Raw genomic sequence first — 21,381 nt, forward strand, 5'->3', positions numbered from 1 at the left:
TTAATCTCTATTTCATTTAACAAGTCATTCATTTCGTTTACTTGATAGATCAAATATCATCAGAAATTAAGTTTATATAAAACATGTATCGGTGAACAATTGATATTTGTCGATTAAAGAAAATCAACTCAGATATTTAACTTTTTCTTAACAAATTTTAACTTTATAGTTTTGTTATTCAACACATTATACCGTAATGAAGATCAATATATTTAACTAACATTATCTTTAAACACAAATGCCATCCTGAATTAGGATGGCATTTGTGTTTAATAACTATTTAAATTTTAGTAACCTGGGTTTTGAGATATATTTGGATTGGCATTCAATTCATCCGTTGGAATCGGCCAAACATATCTATAGTCGCTATAAGCAATTGCAGCCTTGGCCGCAGCGGTAGTTGGCCTCGAGGTTACATCCCAGTTAGAACCTGTTCCACTTAATGCGGTAACCAGAATCTTCGCTGGAATTCCACCACCGGCTACCTGAAAATTAGCATCTTTAGAAAGCCTGGTAATATCTGGCCATCTTCTTCCCTCACCAGCAAACTCAATTCTTCGCTCATTTAATATGGCTTGAGTAAGTGCCGTTTGAGAAGCAAAATTCGCCATAACGTATTGACTGGCCACCGGAACAGCCCTATTTCTTACTGCATTTAAAAGATTTAAGGCCCTGGTATCTAAAGCTGTGGTTCTGGAATAAGCCTCAGCCACATTTAATAAAACCTCTGCATATCTAATAATTGGCGCATAATCTGTTTTGTTGGTGTAATCTCTATACTTATAATTGAAGAAATATTTTGCTCCTGTAGTCGTTTGCTGAACTTGTAAAAGCGTTCTTCTGGTATCGCCTGTTACCCAAAATGAGGCATTATACAAATTAGGGCTTGTTGCCACCAATCCCCTTCCTCCTAAACTGGCCGGGCCAAACATATTAGGCAATGCTCCATTTGTACCACCATTTGCTGCTGCACTATTTTCAATAGAAAAAATAGATTCGGTATTGTTAGCAAAGCCGGTAAAGGGGCCATCGGCTGATGCCGTTAAGGCATAATTGCCAATAGCACTGGTATATGGACCGGTGGCTGCTGAAGTACCCAACTTCGCTCCTTCTGTTATTACACCAGCAAAATCATTCATGTGCAATTTAACACGTGTTTTTAAAGCGATTGCCGCACCTTTTGTAGCTCTTGTGATGGCATAAGTAGATCTTGTTGCTGGTAAATTTGTTTCCGCATAATCCAGATCTGCTAAAATTTTAGTATAATCTTCAGCAACTGTTCCCCTTGGTACAAGAACTTGTGAAGTTACCGCATCGGTTGAATTTACTGCAATGGTACGGTAAGGTACTCCAACATTGCTTCCATTTGCATCCACATATGGACGTGCAAAATTAATTACCAGTTCATGATGTGCCAAAGCCCTTAAAAAGCGAGCTTCTGCAGCATACTGTGTAGATACAGCTGTAGTTATGGTTCCTTTTGCTGCAGCAGATTCTACACCAGCAATTAAGATATTACATTGATTAATTAGTGCGTATAAATTGCTCCAAAGGTTAATGTTATTAGCCGTTGTAGCAGTATAGGTTGATTCATAGGTGATTTGATAAAACGTAGCCAGATTGACCATGTCCTCTCCTCTCATTTCGCCTTGCTCAATTGCTGCGGCTCCAAATGGATAACCACGGCCTGTACTCCCATTATAAGTACCTACTGCTGCGGTACTATACACACCTGCGGCAACTAATTCTATATTTGCAGGTGTATCAAAAGCTGTAGCTTCTGATAGCGAATTAATAGGATTTAATTCTGTGTATTTCTCGCAAGAACTTACTGATAATATGATTGAAAGTAAGGCTACGTAAGTATATTTATTTTTTATTTTAAAATTCTTCATATCTGTATATTCTTAAAATCCAACATTTAAACCCACTAAAAATGTTCTAGCTTTCGGGTTGGTATTGTAATCCAAACCTGCCTGACTGTTAGTGGTTGTACTATAATTTAATTCAGGATCTAAACCAGAATACGGGGTTATTACAAAAGCATTTTGTACTTGTGCGTAAATTCTTAATCGATTAAGTTTTATTTTATCAGTGAATAATTTAGGAAATGAATAGCCTAATATAATATCCTGGGCCCTGATAAATTTACCATCCTCAACAAAACGAGATGAAGCACTTGAGGTTAAATTGGTAAAAGCATCTCTGCCATAATAAAGCTTAGGCACACTTGTCTCTTGGCCTGGAGTAGTCCACCGCTCTAAAATTTCGGTACCATTGTTTAAGAATTTTTGATTTAAAAGACTTTCCTGACGCGTGATATTCATCACTTTGTTTCCGCCAGAGAATACCATATTAATGTTTAAATCAAAACCTTTATAGCTAAAGTTATTTACCAAACCACCATAGTAAGTTGGGTTAGACTGCCCTAGTATTTTCTTGTCTGTAGCAGCCAAAGTTGTTGCAGTAGTTAATGCTGTTGGATTTGCAGGATCATAGTTATAATATGTTTGATTAGCAATATTACCCTGAATAACTTGTCCGTTTGCCTTAACATATAAAGGATTACCATTTGCAGCATTTACACCAGCATATTCATAACCGTATAAAGAACCAATGGATTCACCAACCCGGTTAACATTATATGTGTAGGTGATATCCGAATTATTGTTTGAAAGCTGTGTAATTTTATTCTTCACAAAAGTGATATTAAAAGCGGCATTCCATTTGAATGGACTATCTCTCAAAATATCAGCGCTTATTGCAAATTCATAACCTTTATTATACATTTTACCAACGTTCTGATTAATGGAATTCCCTGGAACACCTAAAGATGGCGCAGTTGGTGCGGCAAGAATCAGATTATCTACATTATTTTTAAAATAATCTGCTGTTAAAGTAATGCGGCTGTCAAACAGGGTCGCATCTATACCAACATCATATTTTCCACTGGTTTCAAATTTTAGTGAGCTATTGCCAACCTGGGTATAAGCCAAGCCACTCTGAACGCCATAAGTTGCTGCACCAAAGGTCCCTGCAAAAGGATAATTACCAATGTCGGTATTTCCTGTTTTTGCATAACCACCACGAATTTTCAAATCGTTAATAAACTTTACATTATCCTTAAAGAAATCTTCCTGAGAAATTCTCCACCCTAGCGATACGCCAGGAAGTTTTGCGCTTTGATTGCCTAATGGAAGTGAGGAGATGGCATCAATACGGTAAGTTCCAGATACTAAATAGCGATCTTTGAAAGCATAATTAGCCCTTGCGAAATATGATTTATAAGCATTTTCAGTTACACCACCACCTATACCATATGTAGATTGTGTTAAGGAATTGCTGATAATATTCTCTCCACTAAAAAAAGTACTTGATAATTGAGATCCACTCGCATAAAACGATCTTTCTTTTGATTTTTGGTACTCAATACCAACGGTAGCCCCAAATGAATGATCGCCAATTACCTTATTGTAGGTTGCTGTGTTTGTCCAGCTGTATCTAAATCTCGGAATGTATTGTTGAAATTCATAGCCTTTTGTTGCACTGCCACCATCACCATGTAATGGATCTAGATATTGATAATCTTCGCCAAAAACATTTTGTGTAGAAATTTGTGAACGCAGGTTTAATCCTTCAATAATTTTAATATCGGCAAAGGCATTCCCCAATAATGTAAAGGTTTGATTGCTGAATATATTATGATCTAACACATACTTGATATTGGTATAGTTATCATCAATTTCCTTTAAGTTAGCACCTTTGCCCAAGCGAGCATTATCTGAACTTAAATTGTAAGAACCATTTGCATTAAATGCTCCAACATTAGGTAAGGCCCTGATTGCATTTCCAATATTACCTGATAGAGAACTGGTTCCAGAATTTAGGCCGGTATTTTTAACATACGATCCGGTTAAACTTGCACCAAAGGTTAAATAATTGTTTAACGCTTTTTGCTCAAATTTCCCTGAAAACTGATATTTCGTTTGATTATTTCCAACAGTTGTGCCTTTTAAATTAGCATAACCCAAAGAAAAATAATAGTTTGATACATCAGTTGCTCCACTAAAAGATATATTGTGATTTTGCTGGAATGCATTCTTGTTAAAAACTAAATCCTGCCAGTCGGTATCAATTACATTACCCGATGCATCATTAGCTAAAACTGCTTGCGGTGTAGTGGTACCGGCGTTGAAAAGTTTCTCATTGGCAATGGTTACAAATTCTTGAGCATTTAGCAAATCAAAACGTTTGGCAACATTTGCCGAGGCAAACCAAGAATTGTAATTCACCTGTGTTTTTCCTTTAACGCCCTTTTTGGTGGTGATAATGATTACACCATTGGCACCTCTTGATCCATAAATGGCTGTAGCCGCACCATCCTTTAACACATCAACACTTTGAATGTCATTTGGATTAATGTCTCCCAACGGATTGATTGATGCAACGCTGCTTGAACCACCAGACATAATCACCATTCCATCAACCACATACAATGGATCTGCACCAGATGAGATACTATTTGTACCACGAATGCGAATACGTGGAGCAGCGCCCAAAATACCACTTGAATTGGTTACCTGAACGCCTGTGATTTTACCTGCAAGGGCCTGATCAAAACTGGCAACTGGCTTACCAGCTAAATCTTCGCCTTTAATGCTGGCAACAGAACCCGTAACATCCTTTCTTTTAGCGGTACCATATCCAATTACTACCACATCTGTTAGGGCATTCGCGTCAGAAACTAATGATACGTTAATTTTCATAGATCTTCCGGCAGGAATGTTTTGTGTTGAATAGCCTATAGAGGAGAACTGCAGCACTGCTGATGCAGCACTAACTCGGATTGAATAAGTTCCATCTGCGCCAGTAGAAACGCCGAGTTTACTGTTAACAACCTTCACACTTACCCCCGGGATTGGTAAACCATCATCTTTTGATGTGACTACACCGGTAACAGTTCTTTCTTGTGCGGAAACTTTTGTAACCAACAAAACCATAAAGAACAACAAAAACTTGAGTAGGTTTCTTTTCATTTACATTTAATTTTAGTTTAAATAGTTAATAATATATTTGAAGAATTAATCAAAGCATAGCCCTTTTAGAACTGGTTTGAGTTCTGCTAAGTGCACCATTAAAAATGATCAGTTTGACATTTTTCATCTTTAGGAAAACTTGAGAGGTTTTCCAGTTCTTACGAACAATTGCGATGATTAATAATTCGGTAGCTAATAAAGTATATTTAAAAAATATAAAATGTTAAGTGACGACGAATGCATTATTTGTATCGATGAAGCATATTTGAATGTTAAATAATACAATTTTGATAGAATTTTGAACAAATTTTGCTATTAATGGAATTTACCAGAACAAAAGATTAATAATTTCAAGCATTAATAAAAATTCACAAAGAATTACCAAAATAATAATCACTATAAATAAAAGAAATAACCAAAATGATAAAAAATATATCTGTCATTGGCTCAGGAACAATGGGAAATGGCATTGCACATCTGTTTGCACAATATGATTACAAAGTAAATCTTATTGATATTCAACAAACCGTACTTGATCAGGCTATGACAACGATTGCCAAAAACCTGGACAGACAAGTAAGTAAGGGATTACTCACCGAAGAGCAGAGGACTGCTACACTTAAAAATATCACCACCCTTACATCGATTAGTGAAGGAGTGGCCAAAGCAGATTTAATTGTTGAAGCTGCAACAGAAAATGTAGAATTGAAGTTAAAAATATTTAAGGATTTAGATGTTTATGCCCCTGCTGATGCCATTCTGGCTTCTAATACATCATCTATTTCGATTACGCAAATTGCGGCAGTTACCAATCGTGGAGATAAGGTCATTGGCATGCACTTCATGAATCCTGTACCCGTGATGAAACTGGTTGAAGTGATTCGGGGATACCAAACGAGCGATGAAACGACCAAAGCGATCATGTCTCTTTCCGAAAATCTTGGAAAAGTACCTGTTGAGGTGAACGATTATCCTGGATTTGTAGCTAACCGGATTTTGATGCCCATGATTAATGAAGCCATTTATACTTTATATGAAGGTATTGCCGGGGTGTATGAAATTGATACCGTAATGAAACTTGGCATGGCACATCCAATGGGCCCACTTCAACTTGCTGATTTTATCGGGCTTGATGTTTGCCTGGCTATTCTGAAAGTATTGCAAGAGGGATTTGGAAACCCTAAATATGCACCTTGCCCGCTATTAATTAACATGGTAGCTGCAGGAAAAAAAGGAACAAAATCAGGAGAAGGATTCTACAAATATACCCCTGGATCCAAAGAGTTGGTGGTTTCAGATAAATTTAAGAAATCCTAATTTTTTTAGCATTTTATTTTATATTTGCATTATGAACGAAAATCTTGATCCGGATGCTAACCACCTCTCGCCAACTGACCGTGATATTGAAAGGGTACTCAGACCACAAGCCTTTGAAGATTTTACCGGACAGGAGAAGGTGATGGAAAATCTACGGATTTTCGTTCAGGCAGCGAAACTTCGTGGTGAAGCATTAGATCATGTTTTATTGCATGGCCCTCCGGGTTTAGGTAAAACGACACTATCTTACATTATAGCCAATGAAATGGGCGCCGGAATAAAAGTAACTTCAGGCCCCGTATTAGATAAACCAGGTGATTTGGCCGGTCTTCTAACAGGTTTGGATGAAGGTGATATTCTTTTCATTGATGAAATTCATCGTTTATCGCCATTAGTTGAAGAATATCTTTATTCTGCAATGGAAGATTTCAAAATCGATATCATGCTGGAGAGTGGTCCGAATGCACGGTCAGTTCAAATCTCACTTAACCCTTTTACGCTGGTTGGTGCTACTACCCGATCTGGCTTACTTACTGCTCCACTAAGAGCCAGATTTGGAATCAACTGTCGTTTAGCTTATTATGATGCTAAATTATTAACGACTATTGTACTGCGATCATCAGACATTTTAAATACACCAATCAGTGATGAAGGCGCATTTGAAATTGCCCGCCGTAGTAGAGGTACGCCACGTATTGCCAACGCACTTTTGCGACGTACCAGAGATTTTGCTCAGATAAAAGGTACCGGAAGCATTGATCCTGATATTGCTAACTATGCTTTAAATGCACTTAATGTAGATGAACATGGTTTAGATGAAATGGACAATAAAATCCTGACAACCATTATTGATAAATTTAAAGGTGGACCAGTGGGCTTAAAAACCATTGCTACTGCTGTTGGAGAAGACGAAGGTACTATCGAAGAAGTTTATGAACCCTTTTTAATTCAGGAAGGCTTCATTATGCGAACCTCCCGTGGCCGTGAAGTTACGGAAGCTGCATACAAGCACTTGAAGAAAAATTATCCGGCACAAACCGGGAAATTATTTTAGCATTATGTTTGCAACAAAATTAAGATTTACAGTAATTATAGATGCTAAAGGTAATTAGGCCCGCCAATTTAAAAAGATTATAAACGCTGATTACAATAGATTTTTAAACATCCTATATTTCATAATTTCCTTAAATCTGCGTTTCTTATCTTCAGCAATCTGCGGGGAAAATTAATGCAACTTGAAAATAGCGGTAATCATAGATGCTAAAAATAATTAGGCCCGCAGATCTAAATAGATTATAAACGCTGATTACAATAGATTTTTAAATAGCCTATATTTTATAACTTCCTTAAATCTGTGTTTATTATCCTCAGCAATCTGCGGGAAAAATTAATGAAGATCAAAACAAAGCTTAAATATTATAATAGATTTAGATACTATATTGACGATATGTTGGAATATATTTTATTTATAATTCATTACTATTCGTCTAATCCATAAACCTGGTCCTAAAGTATTATAAACCCCAAATATGGAACCTCTAACAATGTATGAAACTTCATTTTCTGTCATAATCTAAAATAATAAAATATTCCTAAAAAGAATATAAACTGTACTTTTAGAATCTATTAAATGATTATTATTATTTAATCAAACATTTAATGCCCACATCCGTTCACTAAGGGTAAAACCAACAAATTTATGAATATTGAATTACGTAAGCTGACGCTCGAAGATTATGCTGATTTAAAAGAGTCTATGTTACAAGCCTATGATAGCATGGGTGGATCCATTTGGCCAAAAGCCAGCATTGCTAAACTCTTAAATATATTTCCTGAAGGACAACTTTGTATTGCTGTTGATAATAAAGTAGTGGCCTGTTCGCTTGCCATCATTGTTGAATATGATGAATATGGAGATCGACATACATATAAATTAATAACCGGAGATTATTCTTTCTCTACACATGATGCAAATGGCGACACACTATATGGCATCGAAATCTTTGTACATCCTGATTTTCGCGGATTAAGACTTGGAAGGAGACTTTACGAAGCCAGAAAGGAACTTTGTGAAAGTTTAAACCTGAAAAGTATCATTGCCGGTGGAAGAATCCCAGGTTACCATACCTATTCACAAACCTTAACACCAAGACAATATATAGATAAGGTTAAAGCCAAAGAAATTTATGACCCTACATTAACCTTTCAAATCTCCAATGATTTCCACGTAAGAAAAGTTCTGAAAAACTACTTACCAGGCGATAAAGAATCAAAAGAATTTGCCACCTTAATAGAATGGAATAATATCTATTACCAAGGTGTTGATGCTTCAGCACGTTCTGCCATGACCATTAGGCTAGGCTTAGTTCAATGGGAAATGCGCTTGTTTCCAGATATGGACGTGTTTTATGAACAGGTTGAATTTTTTGTTGATGCATTGAGTGGTTACAAATCTGATTTCATCATGTTTCCAGAGTTATTCAACACACCACTCCTTCAGCCATACAACCATCTTCCTGAAATTGAAGCCATGCGTAAACTGGCAGAGAAAACCCAGGAAATTGTAGACAGAATGCACGAATATGCATTGAGCTACAATGTAAATATCATAACTGGCAGTATGCCGTTATTGGAAAATGGTAAACTCTATAATGCCACTTATTTATGCCACAGAACTGGTAAGATAGATGAATATAGAAAAATCCACATCACCCCAAATGAGCAGAAATACTATGGAATGATTGGCGGTGATAAAGTTCAGGTTTTTGATACGGATTGTGGGAAAATTGGAATTTTGATTTGCTATGATGTCGAGTTTCCTGAATTGAGCAGAATTTATGCTGACCAGGGGATGCAAATTCTGTTTGTTCCATTCTTAACAGATACACAAAACGGTTACACACGTGTGAGACATTGTGCACAGGCCAGGGCGATAGAAAACGAATGTTATGTTGCCATTGCAGGTTGTGTAGGCAATCTACCGAAGGTTAATAATATGGATATACAATTTGCGCAATCAGCAGTGTTTACTCCTTCAGATTTTGCTTTTCCAACGAATGCCGTTAAGGCAGAAGCTACACCAAATACAGAAATGGTATTGGTGGTTGATGTTGATTTACATCTTTTAGACGAGTTGCACCATTATGGAACAGTTAAAGTTCTAAAAGACAGAAGAACAGATTTATATCAAACGAAATTGCTAAAATAAGTTAAAAAAAATGCCGGTTGCATCAACAACCGGCATTCAATCTAATCTAAAGCTAATTATTTTCTTAATACAAACCATACGATTAGTCCAATGAGGACTGCTACAGGTAAAATCCATTTTAAAACAGATCCTGCACCATTTTCATCTTTTTCGGTTACGGCTGGTTTTGCTGGCCCTGGTGCATCTTTATGACTTTCATAATCTTTTTCAATCGGTTGAGGAGCTGCTCCTGATTCCGTATGTTGTGGATCTATATTTTCCATATTTTAGTTATTGGTAAATTCCTTAATCATCATTTCTTAATGATTAAGAGGCATTATAAATAATTTAGTTTCTGAAGGAAGAACACTTGATTAATCAAAATGTTTTAAATCCTAAGCCTTATCTTTGCAGTTCTGTGTACAACAATGCAACAAAATATAGCCAGCTAATTAAAGATGAAGCCAAACGTCTTGGATTTTTAGATGTGGGTATTTCAAAAGCAGAGTTTTTGGAAAGTGAAGCGCCCAGGCTAGAAAACTGGCTTCAACAAAATCATCACGGCGAGATGAAGTACATGGAGAATTATTTTGATAAACGCCTTGACCCCAGGCTACTGGTAGATGGTGCAAAATCTGTTATCTCCTTATCCTTAAATTATTACACTGAAGAAAAACAACTGGATTCTAATGCTCCAAAAATTTCCAAATATGCATATGGCCAGGATTATCATACCGTAATTAAAGATAAGCTTAAAGCCCTAACGCATTTCATTGAAGAAAATATTGGTGAAGTATCGGGAAGAGCATTTGTAGACTCAGCACCAGTTCTTGACCGTGCATGGGCCAAAAAATCAGGTATTGGCTGGATTGGTAAAAATTCAAATTTAATCAGTAAAACAGAAGGTTCCTTCTTCTTTCTGGCTGAACTGATTGTTGATTTAGCCTTAGATTATGATCATCCATTTCAAACCGACCATTGCGGAACCTGTACCAGGTGTTTAGATGCCTGCCCTACAGATGCGATTATTGCTCCACAGGTGGTAGACGGAACAAAATGTATTTCTTACCTCACCATCGAATTGAAAAATGAAATACCAACAGAATTCAAAGATAAAATGAGCAACTGGATGTTTGGCTGTGATATTTGTCAGGATGTTTGCCCATGGAACAGATTTTCAAAAGCCCACAATGAGGAAGCTTTTAAACCAGAAAATGGACTTTTAGATCTCAGCGCTAAAGACATAACTGAAATTACAGATGATGTGTTCAAAAAGGTATTTAAGGGTTCTGCCGTTAAACGCACTAAATACAATGGATTAAAGCGAAATATAGATTTTCTTAAGCCACAATAGCTTTAAAAAACAAAGGGCCATTGATCATTAAAGGCCCTTTATTAATCAAATCATTTAATTGCTTATTTCACATTAAAGGTATTATCACCTTTTGATTTATCGGGAACATGGCTACTTCCCATCACCACTTTATTTAATTTTTTGGTTGTTTTTATATTTACCAATACTACTTTATCTCCGTTTTCCCAAACCCCTATAGAACTGTGATTTTGCTCTGTAGAACCATCATCATAGGTTAAAGTCAGGTCAATTGGTAAAGGCTTTATCCCTTTATTTTCAATGGAAACAGCATATCCGCTATTGGTCTTATCCACAGCCTTGATACCTAAATCTAAAACCCCACCTTCAAAAAACCATGGTTTCCAAAACCAGTCTAAGTTTTTACCACTTCCTTCATTGATACTATTGAAAAAATCGTATGGCATAGGATGTTTTCCATTCCAGTTTTTAATATAGGTGTGCAGGGCTTTCGTAAACACTTCATCACCTAAATAATCTTTAATAAACAAATAAGCTAAGCCCGGCTTAGGGTACGAATTTGTAAATGAGCCTGAGCCTTTTAAATCAGGAGTTAATGTCATAATCGGCGTATCATCTTTACCACCTGACGATGATGCAGTTGGCTGAATCCCATATTCATCCACCATTGTCGAATCAATCATTGGAGAAATAAGCCACTCTCCTATGGTTGCCCAGCCCTCATCCATCCATCCGTACTTGGTTTCGTTAATTCCCATATAAAATGGAAACATGGTATGAAAAATTTCATGATCGGTTAAAGTAATGGCATCCTCACGACTATCAACGGGGTTATCATTAACCATCATTGGATATTCCATTTGATCTAAACCATCAAAAATAGTTTCGTGATTGTATGGGAAGGGCCATTTTGGAAAAACAAAACTCATAGATGATACCGTTTTACGGGCAAAATCAATAACCTCGTAATAGTCTTTATGTTTTGGATTAAAAACGGCATCCACACGGGTTCTTCTTTTCGTTTTTGGATCAACAACTAAACTGGTTGATTTCCATAAATAATGATCACTTAAGGCAAAAACAAAATCTGTAACATGAATTGCCTCAAATTTAAAGGTATTGTAAGCATTATTCTTAGTCACTCTTTTAGCAGCCAAATCCTGATCTGTGATCACATCAATGACTTCATCTTTCTTCTCAGCAGCATTTAGCCTGGTTACAACCTGCTCCTGAAAAACATCTGAAGCATTTTTAAGATCACCAGTTGCCCAAACACCATAACCACCCGGAACTGTTATCTCTGCATTAAATTGATCAAAATCATTATAAAACTCTTCAGCGCCAGTGTAAGGGTATTTATTCCATCCGTCAACATCATCATACACTGCAATTCGAGGAAAAAAGTAAGCAACGAAATGTGAACCGTCATCTACCTGACCAGTGCGCATGTGTGAACCTTTATTTAAAGTATAATGGTAATCTATATCAAATTTAATGGTTTTACCCGGTAAAACTACCGGCACTTTAACCGTCATATTTGTACCATCAATTTGATAATTGCTGATCGTTTTGCCAGCAGCCGTTAATTTTTCGATAGCCACCCCTTCGCCTAAATCAGATTCAGCAATTTTAGATTTTCTGGGTGTGCCTTTTTTATAAAGATTTGGATACAACTTAAACCAGATTTCACTTAATGCATCTGGACTATTATTGGTATAAACCACACTGACCATACCTTTTAATAAACGATTGGCCGGATTGAAATCTATTTTAAGATTATATTTAGAGGCATTTTGCCAGTAATTTTTACCAGGCTTTCCACTAACATTTCTGCTTTCAATTTGATAAGTTTTCTGAAATTCAGGCGCTATCGGTAAAGCAGTTTGTGCACTCGCATAAAATGCCGTACCCAATAACAGGCTAAATATTTTTATAAATTTCATTTTTGAATTTTAAATATAATTAGGGAACAATGCTATCACTCTCGTATCTATCCAACTTCTCACCTTCCCAATTCCACATCTAACCTATTTTCCAAACTTCATTTTCAACTGTTCCAGCATATCCGTGTTAATAGGTTCTGCAGGTTTATCAGGTTTTGACTGAGGTTTTTTAAACTCTGGTCGAGGAGCCAGAGGATTATTTTGGGGTCTTGGTGCTCTATTTTCATTCTTTTTGGCGCTGAACTTCGCCCATTCCTCATCCAGTTTCTTTTTAGTATACAATGGAAAATCACCATTTTTCATCCATGCATAATAACTAGGTTCTACCGCAAAAACCTGCTGAGTGGTTTTGCCTTTATGCTTGCCGAAATTAAAACAAACCTCATCCTGATCATTATAAACCAAACGACCAGCAAAATCAACAGGTTTATTGATGTTGGTAAATACATGCAAAGCATCTACATCATTTACAACCGGAATACTTTTAACACCCTGTTTGCTTTCAAATTCAGTTTCCTTGTACATTTCTAACTGACCTAAAAGTACTTTATAGGTGGCAATAACATCTGCTTCTGCGGCATGTGCATTGACCAAATCTTCCTGGCAGTAGAACTTATAAGCAGCTTTTAATGTACGCTGTTCCATCTGGTGGAAAATATTCTGTACATCAACAAACTTTCTTTCTGTCATATCGAAATCAACATCTGCCCTCAGAAATTCTTCCAGAAGCATTGGGATATCAAATTTATTTGAGTTGTAACCGGCAAGATCACTCTCTCCTATAAATTCAGCAATTTCTGCCGCTAAAGCTTTAAATGTTGGCGCATCAGCAATATCCTCATCATAAATACCATGAATAAGAGAGGTTTGTAATGGAATAGGCATTTCAGGATTTACACGCCAGGTTTTAACTATTTCAGTTCCATCTGGCATTGCTTTTAAGATGGCAATTTCTACAATCCTGTCTGCTCCTACGTTTATACCAGTTGCCTCAAGATCGAAAAATGCTAAAGGGCGCTTTAAATTTAATTTCATCAGTTTTTAATATCAGATTTAGATGAAGCTGTAATCAACATCCATTAATATATATTTATTCAAAAGTGCTAAAAAGGATTGATTGTTTGTACATCACATTTATTTAATTGGAAATATTTCCTAGTTATCATTCCTAGCATTAAATTGCGGAAAATTACGCTTAAAATGAAAATCTTATTGTTGCCTGTAGCCCTTTGTTTACTTACATTAACGTCTTTTGCTCAAAATTTTACTTTCGGACAGATTACTTATGACGAAATGGATTTCGACAGAAAAAAAATTGATAGTACTGCCAATGCAGTAGTTCTCAAAGAATTTGGAACAACTTCCATTCAAAAAGATGATAACACAGGTCAGGTTGAACTCATTTTTGAATACCATACTAAAATCAAAATATATAATAAAAAAGGGTTCAGCGCTGCAAATATCGTTATCCCGATGTATAAAGATGAAAATCGTGAAGAGCTTTTTAGTGATCTAAAAGCCTCTACCTTTAATTATATTGATGGAAATTTTGTAGAAACGGTGATGGATAGAAAAGCTATTTTTCTTGAGAACAGATCAAAATACACCAGATTAACCAAGTTTACCTTACCTAATTTAAAAGAAGGATCCGTAATCGAATACAGTTATCGTTTAAAATCTCCAAGATTATTTAATTTCAAAACCTGGGAGTTCCAATCTGATCTACCCAAGGTATACAGCGAGTATCTAGTGTACATTCCAGGCATATACAACTATAACGTATCATTAAGGGGATACCAGAAATTAACCGACCAAAAAGTAGAACTTTCTAAAGATTGTTTAAGGTTTAATGGTGTGAATATAGATTGTTCAAAAATCACTTACCTGATGAAGGATATTCCGGCATTTGTGGAAGAAGAGAACATGACTGCACCTAGTAATTTCAAATCTGCTATTTATTTCGAATTATCTGATTTCACCAGCCCTAATGGTGCAAAAACATCATACACTAAAACATGGAAAGATGTTGACTATGAATTAACAACTGATAAATCATTTGGCGCACAGATGAAAAGGAAAGATCTGTATAAGGATTTAATGGCAACCATTATAAAGGATGCTCCTGATGATTTGCAAAAAGCCAATGCCATTTATGCTTATATTAAAAAGCAAATTAAATGGAATAATTATTATGGCGTTTTTACTGAAGACAACATTAAAAAATCTTTAGAAACCAGATCTGGAAGCGTTGCCGATATTAATCTTAATTTAATTGCAGCCCTATCAGCAGCAAATCTGGATGCTGAAGCAGTTATTCTATCCACCCGCGAAAATGGGAGCATTAATAAATTATATCCCGTAATTTCTGATTTTAATTATGTGGTGGCTAAAGTTAATATTGGTGACAAAAGCTATTTGTTAGATGCCTCTGAGCCACTACTACCCTTTGGCTTATTGCCATTGAGATGTATAAATGACCAGGGAAGGGTTATTAACCTTAAAAAAGCATCTTACTGGATTGATTTAAAAGCAAGCCAGAAAAATACGACCAGTTATATATTACAAGGCAAATTGAATCCTGATGGGAAATTAACAGGATTACTGACGACCTATAGTCAAGGTTATGCAGCATATAATAAAAGGAAAGACATTAAAAAATATGGATCAATAGATGAATATGTGGAAAAGATTGATGAGCGTTTGCCCAGAATTAAAATCAAACACTTCGAAATCAACAATGTAGACAGTATTGAAAATACACTTACCGAAAAGTTTGAAGTAGAATTTAATATGATTGATGGAACTGCAAACAAGCAATTTTACCTGAGCCCGTTTTTCATTAATACCATCACTAAAAACCCTTTCAATTTGAATGAAAGGACATATCCTGTTGATTTAGGTGCCGCTACTGATGAGCGAATTTCCATTCAAATTACAATGCCATATCAATACGAAGTTTTAGAAAAACCTAAAGATATGGCCATGGGCTTACCGGATTCTGGCGGCAGATATTTACTAAATACATCATTTGAAAATAATATATTAACACTAACTCAGGCGCTGCAGCTGAACCATGCTATTTATGAACCTGATCAATATCTTTATTTAAAAGAATTTTACAGCAAGATTATTCAAACTCAAAAAAGTGAGTATTTATTTAAAAAAGCTAACTGATGAGATTGATGATCACATTAATATTTTTCATTTTAATGGCTAAATTAGGCTTAGCACAGGTAAATTATGATGCTGATCTGATTTCGTCTCAGCTCCATAGCAGGGCAAATGCATGTATTAGAAATGAAGAAATTACCATAGATATGAGGGCGCCAGACAATGTAATGTATCTACAAAAAAAGATAATTACGGTCTTCAACCAAAACGGGGATGATGATGCCCGGATGGCTATTGGCTATGATAAAAATACATCCATAAAAAGTATTAAAGCTGAAATTTACAATTCTGGAGGAATATTAATTAATAAATTCAACCAAAATAATTTTTCTGATATAAGTGCTGTAGATGGATTTTCTTTGTTTACAGATAGTCGATTAAAATACTTCACACCGTCTGTTAATCAATATCCCTATACTATAGCATATGAAATTGAGATCAGAAATAAACAAAATCTGATTATCCGCGATTGGATGCCAACACTTCAAAATAAAGTCTCGGTTGAAAAAAGCAGTTACACCTTTATTTGTAAGCCAACAGATCAGATACGGATTAAAACACAACATTATGATGGAAAACCTATCGAAATCATTGATGAAAAGCAGAAAAAACTGAGTTGGTCCATCAGCAATCACATGGCAACCAAACCAGAACCGTATAGCCCTGACCCTGAACGCTACATTACTAAAGTACAGATTGCACCTGAACAGTTTTATTATTATGGGCATAAGGGAAGTTATGATAACTGGCAAAATTTGGGTAAATGGGTATATGATGATTTGCTTAGAGATAGAATGACATTGCCTCCAGCTACCATACAAATGGTAAAAGAACTGGTTAAAGCTGAAGTGAATGATAAAGAAAAAGCCAGAAAGATTTACCAATTTTTACAAGAAAAAACCCGTTACATTAGTGTTCAAATCGGAATTGGTGGTTTCCAGCCTATTGCTGCCAGTGAGGTTGATCGCCTGGGTTATGGAGATTGCAAGGCATTGGTAAATTATATGCAGAGCCTACTTAAAGCAGCAGACATTGAATCTTATTATTGCGTGGTAGAAGCCGGATCTTTAAAAAGAAATGTCGATCCAACTTATGCAAGTATGGCCCAGGGCAACCATGTTATCTTATGTATGCCCCTTAAAGGTGATACTACCTGGCTGGAATGTACCAATCAAAAAATCCCTTTCGGATTTCTGAGTGATTTTACTGATGACAGAATTGTATTTGCCTGTACGCCTGCAGGTGGCAAACTAATGCATACGCCTAAGTTAATGACTAAAGATAACCTGCAGGTTCGGAAAGCTACGTTTACCATCAGCCCTGACGGCAATGTTAAAGGAAAGATGAATACGGTATTTTCAGGAGTTCAGTATGATAACCGTAAATCTTTGATTAATGAGCCAATAACAGCGCAACACAAGCTTTTAAAGGATGCCTATAACGTTGATAACATTAATTTTGAAAGTGTTGGCTTTACTGAGAAGAAAGCAACTAATCCGGAAATAACGGAAGATATTAACCTGAGCATTAAAAATTATGCGCCTGTAAATGGTAATAAAATGTTTTTGCAACTGAATGCATTTAATGTGCAGCCAACCGTTCAAGAATTAGGAAGTCGTACTTTACCAGTTTACATCAATCGTGGTTTTACAGATGAAGATCGGATAGAATATGAGTTACCAGAAAATTTAAAATCTGAATTGGTTCTTATTGAGGACAAAAACTTCACCAATTCATTTGGCGAATATGAAAGAAAGGTAAGTAAGAAAGAGAATAAATTAATTTACTATAGAAAGCTGATCCTTCATGATGGTACATTCCCTGCCGAAAAGTATACTGAATTTTCTAAGTTCATTAATGATGTGAATGCAGCAGATCATTTAAAACTAGTACTTAACTTAAAATAATAATGCCAAGTCCTATTCCGATGATCATAATGAGGTACATGATGATTTCTGTTGAAGCAAAGCGTTTATATTTAGTCCAGAACGAATAATCATGATCTTGGTTTGGCATATCAACAATTTTTATAGCCAAATGTAAATAAATTCAGCTAATTATCTGGTCGATATTTTGTAATCTGTTTGGCCATGCCCCTAAAAAGCACTAAGTGGAATGGCCACATGGCATACCAATACATTCTGCCCCATAACCCCCGAGGCCTGAAAGTGGCAATTTGAGATAAAAATGCTTTGCCGTGAAAATTAATTAATTTAAGTTCCAGCCAGGCCTCACCCGGCACTTTCATTTCAGCATAAAGCAAAAGTCGTTTGTTCTTTTTATCAGCCAGTAACACCCGCCAAAAATCAAGAACATCTCCGGCTTGTAAATCTGTGTTACTCGTTCTTCCCCGTCTGGTACCTACGCCGCCGAACATCTTGTCTAAAAAACCTCTGAATTGCCATAACCAATCCATATAATACCATCCCCTGTTTCCACCAATGCTCCAGATGTTTTCAAAAACCTCTCCTGCTTCTCTGTCAAATTGCATCTTCACCTTGTATTCTAAAGTACCATTTTGAGGCACTTTGATCTGATCCATAAAATCGGTATGCAGGTATCCCCTGTTCAATGCATCTTTCCAGCTGGATACAATAGAATTCTGATCAATCTTTTCAAAAGCCAGATGTAAAGCTTCGCTATAGGTTAAACATTTTCTAGGCACTACATTCTGAATCCTGTTGTCTTTACAAACCACTTCATTTTTCATGCTATCTACTAAACTTCTAGCTAAAGCATAAGGTACTGGCGTAATCATGTTTAACCAAAGTGATGAAAGCCGAGGTGTAAGTACTGGTACGGTTATAATCCATCTTTTAAGTTTTCGCTCTTTAGCATAGCCCAAAAGCATATCCCGATAAGATAAAACATCAGGTCCTCCAATATCAAAAGTTTCATTATAAGCATTTTCATTTAACAACACACCTGTTAAATAAGCCAAAACATCTCTTATACCGATCGGCTGGCATAGTGTTTTTACCCATTTTGGAGCCACCATTACAGGTATTTTCTCTGTCAAATCCCTAATAATTTCAAAAGAAGCACTCCCGGAACCAATAATAATGGCAGCCCTTAAAATAGTGCAGGCTATTTGAGAGGATTTCAATTCATCTTCTACAGCAAGTCTGGACCCCAGGTGCTTCGATAGATGTTCGTCATTAGCAATTCCGGTAAGATAAATAATCTGTTTACAAGATGTCTTTTTGATTACAGCAGAAAAGTTTTCCGAAGATTTCCTTTCCATATCAGAAAATCCCTGCTCGCTGGAAGACATGGAGTGAACCAGGTAATATGCAGCATCTATATCCTTAGGTATCTCGCCTAAAGTATTAATATTAAGTAGGTCGCCAGAAATAACAGTAACCTTTCCATTCGCATCTGATGGTAAAATAAACCTCCGTTTATCTCTCACCATACAAACCACTTCATGATTTTCAGCAATTAATAAAGGCAATAACCGGGTACCAATATAACCGTTCGCTCCTGTTAATAAAATTTTCATCTGATGATTATTTCAGGAATAACAGATTTTACCCAGCTTTGTTGCAAATAAGTAAATAGTCATAGTAGCGTAAAACACTTTGTAACTTAAAATATACAAGTCTTTGCTAATAATAAAATAATATATTAACCGTATTATTCCTTAGTGTTGACCTAAATATTATAAATGAGAAGAAGCATCCTGCGCATTGCTCCTATTTTTTTAGTAGCCATTAGCATTATTGGTACCAGCTGGAGATCAGTAGAAATTGAAAACAAACAACAATCAATAATCACAACTGCTAAAGACAGTATTTATAACCTTTACGTTTCTAATATTTATCATCAAACTAAACTTGATTCTGCAGGATTAAGCGAAACCGTTTTTGAAAAAGCATTAACTGGTTTTTATAATTTAAGATATTCTGGATTGAATTCATCAAAATCAATATTAACAATTGCTGATTTTGACCAGGAAAGTTGTAAAAAAAGATTCTATATTATTGACCTGCAAGAAAATAAACTGCTATTAAATACCTGGGTTGCTCATGGGCAAAACAGCGGTGGAGATAAACCAGATTGTTTTTCCAATACACCCAATTCCAATCAAAGTAGCTTAGGATTTTATGTTACAGGCGAAGTTTATAATGGCAAACATGGCCGCTCTTTAAAACTTGATGGAATGGATTTAGGCTTTAATGATAAAGCAAGGGAAAGGGCTATTGTACTGCATGGCGCTAATTATGTGTCACAAGGAACCATTGATCAATTGGGGAGACTGGGTCGAAGTCAGGGTTGTCCAGCAGTTTCTTCAAAACTGGCGAATCAAATTATCGATATGATTTCAGGCAGAAGCGTATTATTCATCAACAATTCAGATCAGAATTATAATTCTCAGTTTTTAAATGAGACTTTAGCAGCTAGCATGGTTTCCAATCAGCAAGAAGTTTTTGCCGCTAAAATGGATTAATATTTAAAAACTACAATTTTAAACTAATTAAAACCTCAAATTAGTAATTTATTTTATACATTTAGTATATAATCAAAATCACTCTATTTTTTATACATCCCGCTTAATACGAGATTATGAAAATATTGTGTTTTTTGGTGATAGTGTTTCTATTCACGCCTTACCTTCATGCCCAAAACAATTTAGGCCCCAGGCTTTCTGCCATGGCTGATAACGGAGCAGCCGTTAATGATATTTGGGCAATACAAGCTAATCCTGCCGGAATAACTTTTTTAGATCACCCTGCAATTTCATTAAACTACATTAAACATCTTCTAAGCGATGAGATCAGCTCACAGAGTATTGTTGGAGTCATTCCTTTTAAAAACAATTATGTAGGCGCAAGTTTTCAACGTTATGGTTTTTCCGTATACAATGAAAGTAAAATTGGTTTCACCTATGCAAAGAGCTTTGGCGAAAAACTGTCCCTTGGACTTAATGGGAACTATCATCAACTAAAAATTGATCATTATGGCGCTTCAACTGGCTTCTCAATTGACTTTGGAGTATTATATCATTTTGACGATCATTTTAGTATAGGGGCTTTCACCAACAATCCATCAAAGCAAAAGTTTAATAGTCAACTCATCTCTGCTAAAATTCCTACATCATTTAACCTTGGAGCAAGTTATCTGGCTACGAATAAAGTGCTGATTGCTACTACGGTTACAAAGATTGTTAATCAACCTATAGACGTTAAACTAGGAATAGAATATAAAATAGTTGATTTATTGAGTCTCAGAGGAGGAATAAGTGCAAAACCATTTAAACAATCTGTTGGTTTCGGACTGAACTACAAACAATTTCTATTGGATATGGCAACAAACTATGATGCCAATCTAGGTTATGCACCTCAAATCGCAATCGGCTATGCGTTTTAGAATGCTAACTACTTTGTTTGTTTT

At 35.9% G+C, this 21,381-nt stretch carries 15 protein-coding genes; 8 read left to right on the forward strand and 7 right to left on the reverse strand.

The genetic code is table 11. The features are described 5' to 3' along the window. Positions 1 to 287 precede the first annotated feature (287 nt). Together AN34_RS11515 and AN34_RS11520 are read right to left on the reverse strand one after the other, a co-directional pair. Positions 288 to 1,895, reverse strand: a complete 1,608-nt coding sequence (locus AN34_RS11515; RefSeq protein ID WP_029285495.1) for a RagB/SusD family nutrient uptake outer membrane protein — start codon at positions 1,893 to 1,895, stop codon at positions 288 to 290. Between the two features lie 12 nt (positions 1,896 to 1,907). After that, entirely contained in the window at positions 1,908 to 5,036 is a 3,129-nt protein-coding gene (locus AN34_RS11520) for a TonB-dependent receptor (protein ID WP_029285497.1), read from the reverse strand. Between the two features lie 420 nt (positions 5,037 to 5,456). Between AN34_RS11520 and AN34_RS11525 the strand changes: the two genes are divergently transcribed. From AN34_RS11525 to AN34_RS11535, 3 genes are all read left to right on the forward strand, one after another. After that, positions 5,457 to 6,353, forward strand: a complete 897-nt coding sequence (locus AN34_RS11525) for a 3-hydroxyacyl-CoA dehydrogenase family protein (RefSeq protein WP_029285499.1) — start codon at positions 5,457 to 5,459, stop codon at positions 6,351 to 6,353. Between the two features lie 31 nt (positions 6,354 to 6,384). Beyond that, complete coding sequence (gene ruvB / locus AN34_RS11530) at positions 6,385 to 7,407, forward strand: Holliday junction branch migration DNA helicase RuvB (RefSeq protein WP_029285501.1); 1,023 nt, start codon at positions 6,385 to 6,387, stop codon at positions 7,405 to 7,407. Positions 7,408 to 8,052: 645 nt separating this feature from the next. Next, positions 8,053 to 9,561 carry a carbon-nitrogen hydrolase family protein gene (locus AN34_RS11535; protein WP_029285503.1) on the forward strand — a complete coding sequence of 503 codons (1,509 nt, stop codon included), beginning with the start codon at positions 8,053 to 8,055 and terminating at the stop codon, positions 9,559 to 9,561. 56 nt (positions 9,562 to 9,617) lie between these two features. Here AN34_RS11535 and AN34_RS11540 read toward each other — a convergent pair whose 3' ends face one another. Then, positions 9,618 to 9,824 carry a hypothetical protein gene (locus AN34_RS11540; RefSeq protein WP_029285505.1) on the reverse strand — a complete coding sequence of 69 codons (207 nt, stop codon included), beginning with the start codon at positions 9,822 to 9,824 and terminating at the stop codon, positions 9,618 to 9,620. A gap of 134 nt (positions 9,825 to 9,958) precedes the next feature. On the opposite strand from AN34_RS11540, the gene queG reads away from it, so the two are divergent. After that, entirely contained in the window at positions 9,959 to 10,894 is a 936-nt protein-coding gene (gene queG / locus AN34_RS11545; RefSeq protein ID WP_029285507.1) for a tRNA epoxyqueuosine(34) reductase QueG, read from the forward strand. A gap of 62 nt (positions 10,895 to 10,956) precedes the next feature. On the opposite strand, the gene AN34_RS11550 is transcribed toward queG, so the two are convergent. Together AN34_RS11550 and AN34_RS11555 are read right to left on the reverse strand one after the other, a co-directional pair. Continuing rightward, positions 10,957 to 12,816, reverse strand: coding sequence for a M1 family metallopeptidase (locus tag AN34_RS11550; protein WP_029285509.1), 1,860 nt, complete (start codon positions 12,814 to 12,816; stop codon positions 10,957 to 10,959). An 84-nt stretch (positions 12,817 to 12,900) separates the two neighbouring features. Continuing rightward, positions 12,901 to 13,851, reverse strand: a complete 951-nt coding sequence (locus tag AN34_RS11555; RefSeq protein WP_029285511.1) for a 3'-5' exonuclease — start codon at positions 13,849 to 13,851, stop codon at positions 12,901 to 12,903. 165 nt (positions 13,852 to 14,016) lie between these two features. Here AN34_RS11555 and AN34_RS11560 point away from each other — a divergent pair, with 165 nt between their 5' ends. After that, positions 14,017 to 15,990 (forward strand): DUF3857 domain-containing protein, encoded by a 1,974-nt coding sequence (locus tag AN34_RS11560; protein ID WP_029285513.1) that lies wholly within the window; start codon positions 14,017 to 14,019, stop codon positions 15,988 to 15,990. Positions 15,991 to 15,998: 8 nt separating this feature from the next. Then, positions 15,999 to 17,894, forward strand: coding sequence for a DUF3857 domain-containing transglutaminase family protein (locus AN34_RS11565; protein WP_231625532.1), 1,896 nt, complete (start codon positions 15,999 to 16,001; stop codon positions 17,892 to 17,894). On the opposite strand, the gene AN34_RS22010 is transcribed toward AN34_RS11565, so the two are convergent. Both AN34_RS22010 and AN34_RS11570 read right to left on the reverse strand, forming a co-directional pair. Then, a complete protein-coding gene (locus AN34_RS22010) occupies positions 17,881 to 18,003 on the reverse strand; it encodes a hypothetical protein (RefSeq protein ID WP_255353654.1) in 123 nt (40 codons plus the stop codon). The genes AN34_RS11565 and AN34_RS22010 overlap by 14 nt on opposite strands. Before the next feature lie 37 nt (positions 18,004 to 18,040). Beyond that, the gene (locus AN34_RS11570; protein WP_029285517.1) at positions 18,041 to 19,489 is read right to left on the reverse strand and encodes an SDR family oxidoreductase; all 1,449 of its coding nucleotides are present in this window, start codon (positions 19,487 to 19,489) and stop codon (positions 18,041 to 18,043) included. A gap of 165 nt (positions 19,490 to 19,654) precedes the next feature. Between AN34_RS11570 and AN34_RS11575 the strand changes: the two genes are divergently transcribed. Both AN34_RS11575 and AN34_RS11580 read left to right on the forward strand, forming a co-directional pair. Further along, on the forward strand, positions 19,655 to 20,437 hold the full coding sequence (locus AN34_RS11575; protein WP_029285519.1) for a murein L,D-transpeptidase catalytic domain family protein: 783 nt from the start codon (positions 19,655 to 19,657) through the stop codon (positions 20,435 to 20,437). A 116-nt stretch (positions 20,438 to 20,553) separates the two neighbouring features. Next, a complete protein-coding gene (locus tag AN34_RS11580; protein ID WP_029285521.1) occupies positions 20,554 to 21,357 on the forward strand; it encodes a hypothetical protein in 804 nt (267 codons plus the stop codon). Positions 21,358 to 21,381 lie beyond the last annotated feature (24 nt).

It is taken from the genome of Pedobacter sp. R20-19, from assembly GCF_000708265.2.
Lineage (GTDB): Bacteria > Bacteroidota > Bacteroidia > Sphingobacteriales > Sphingobacteriaceae > Pedobacter.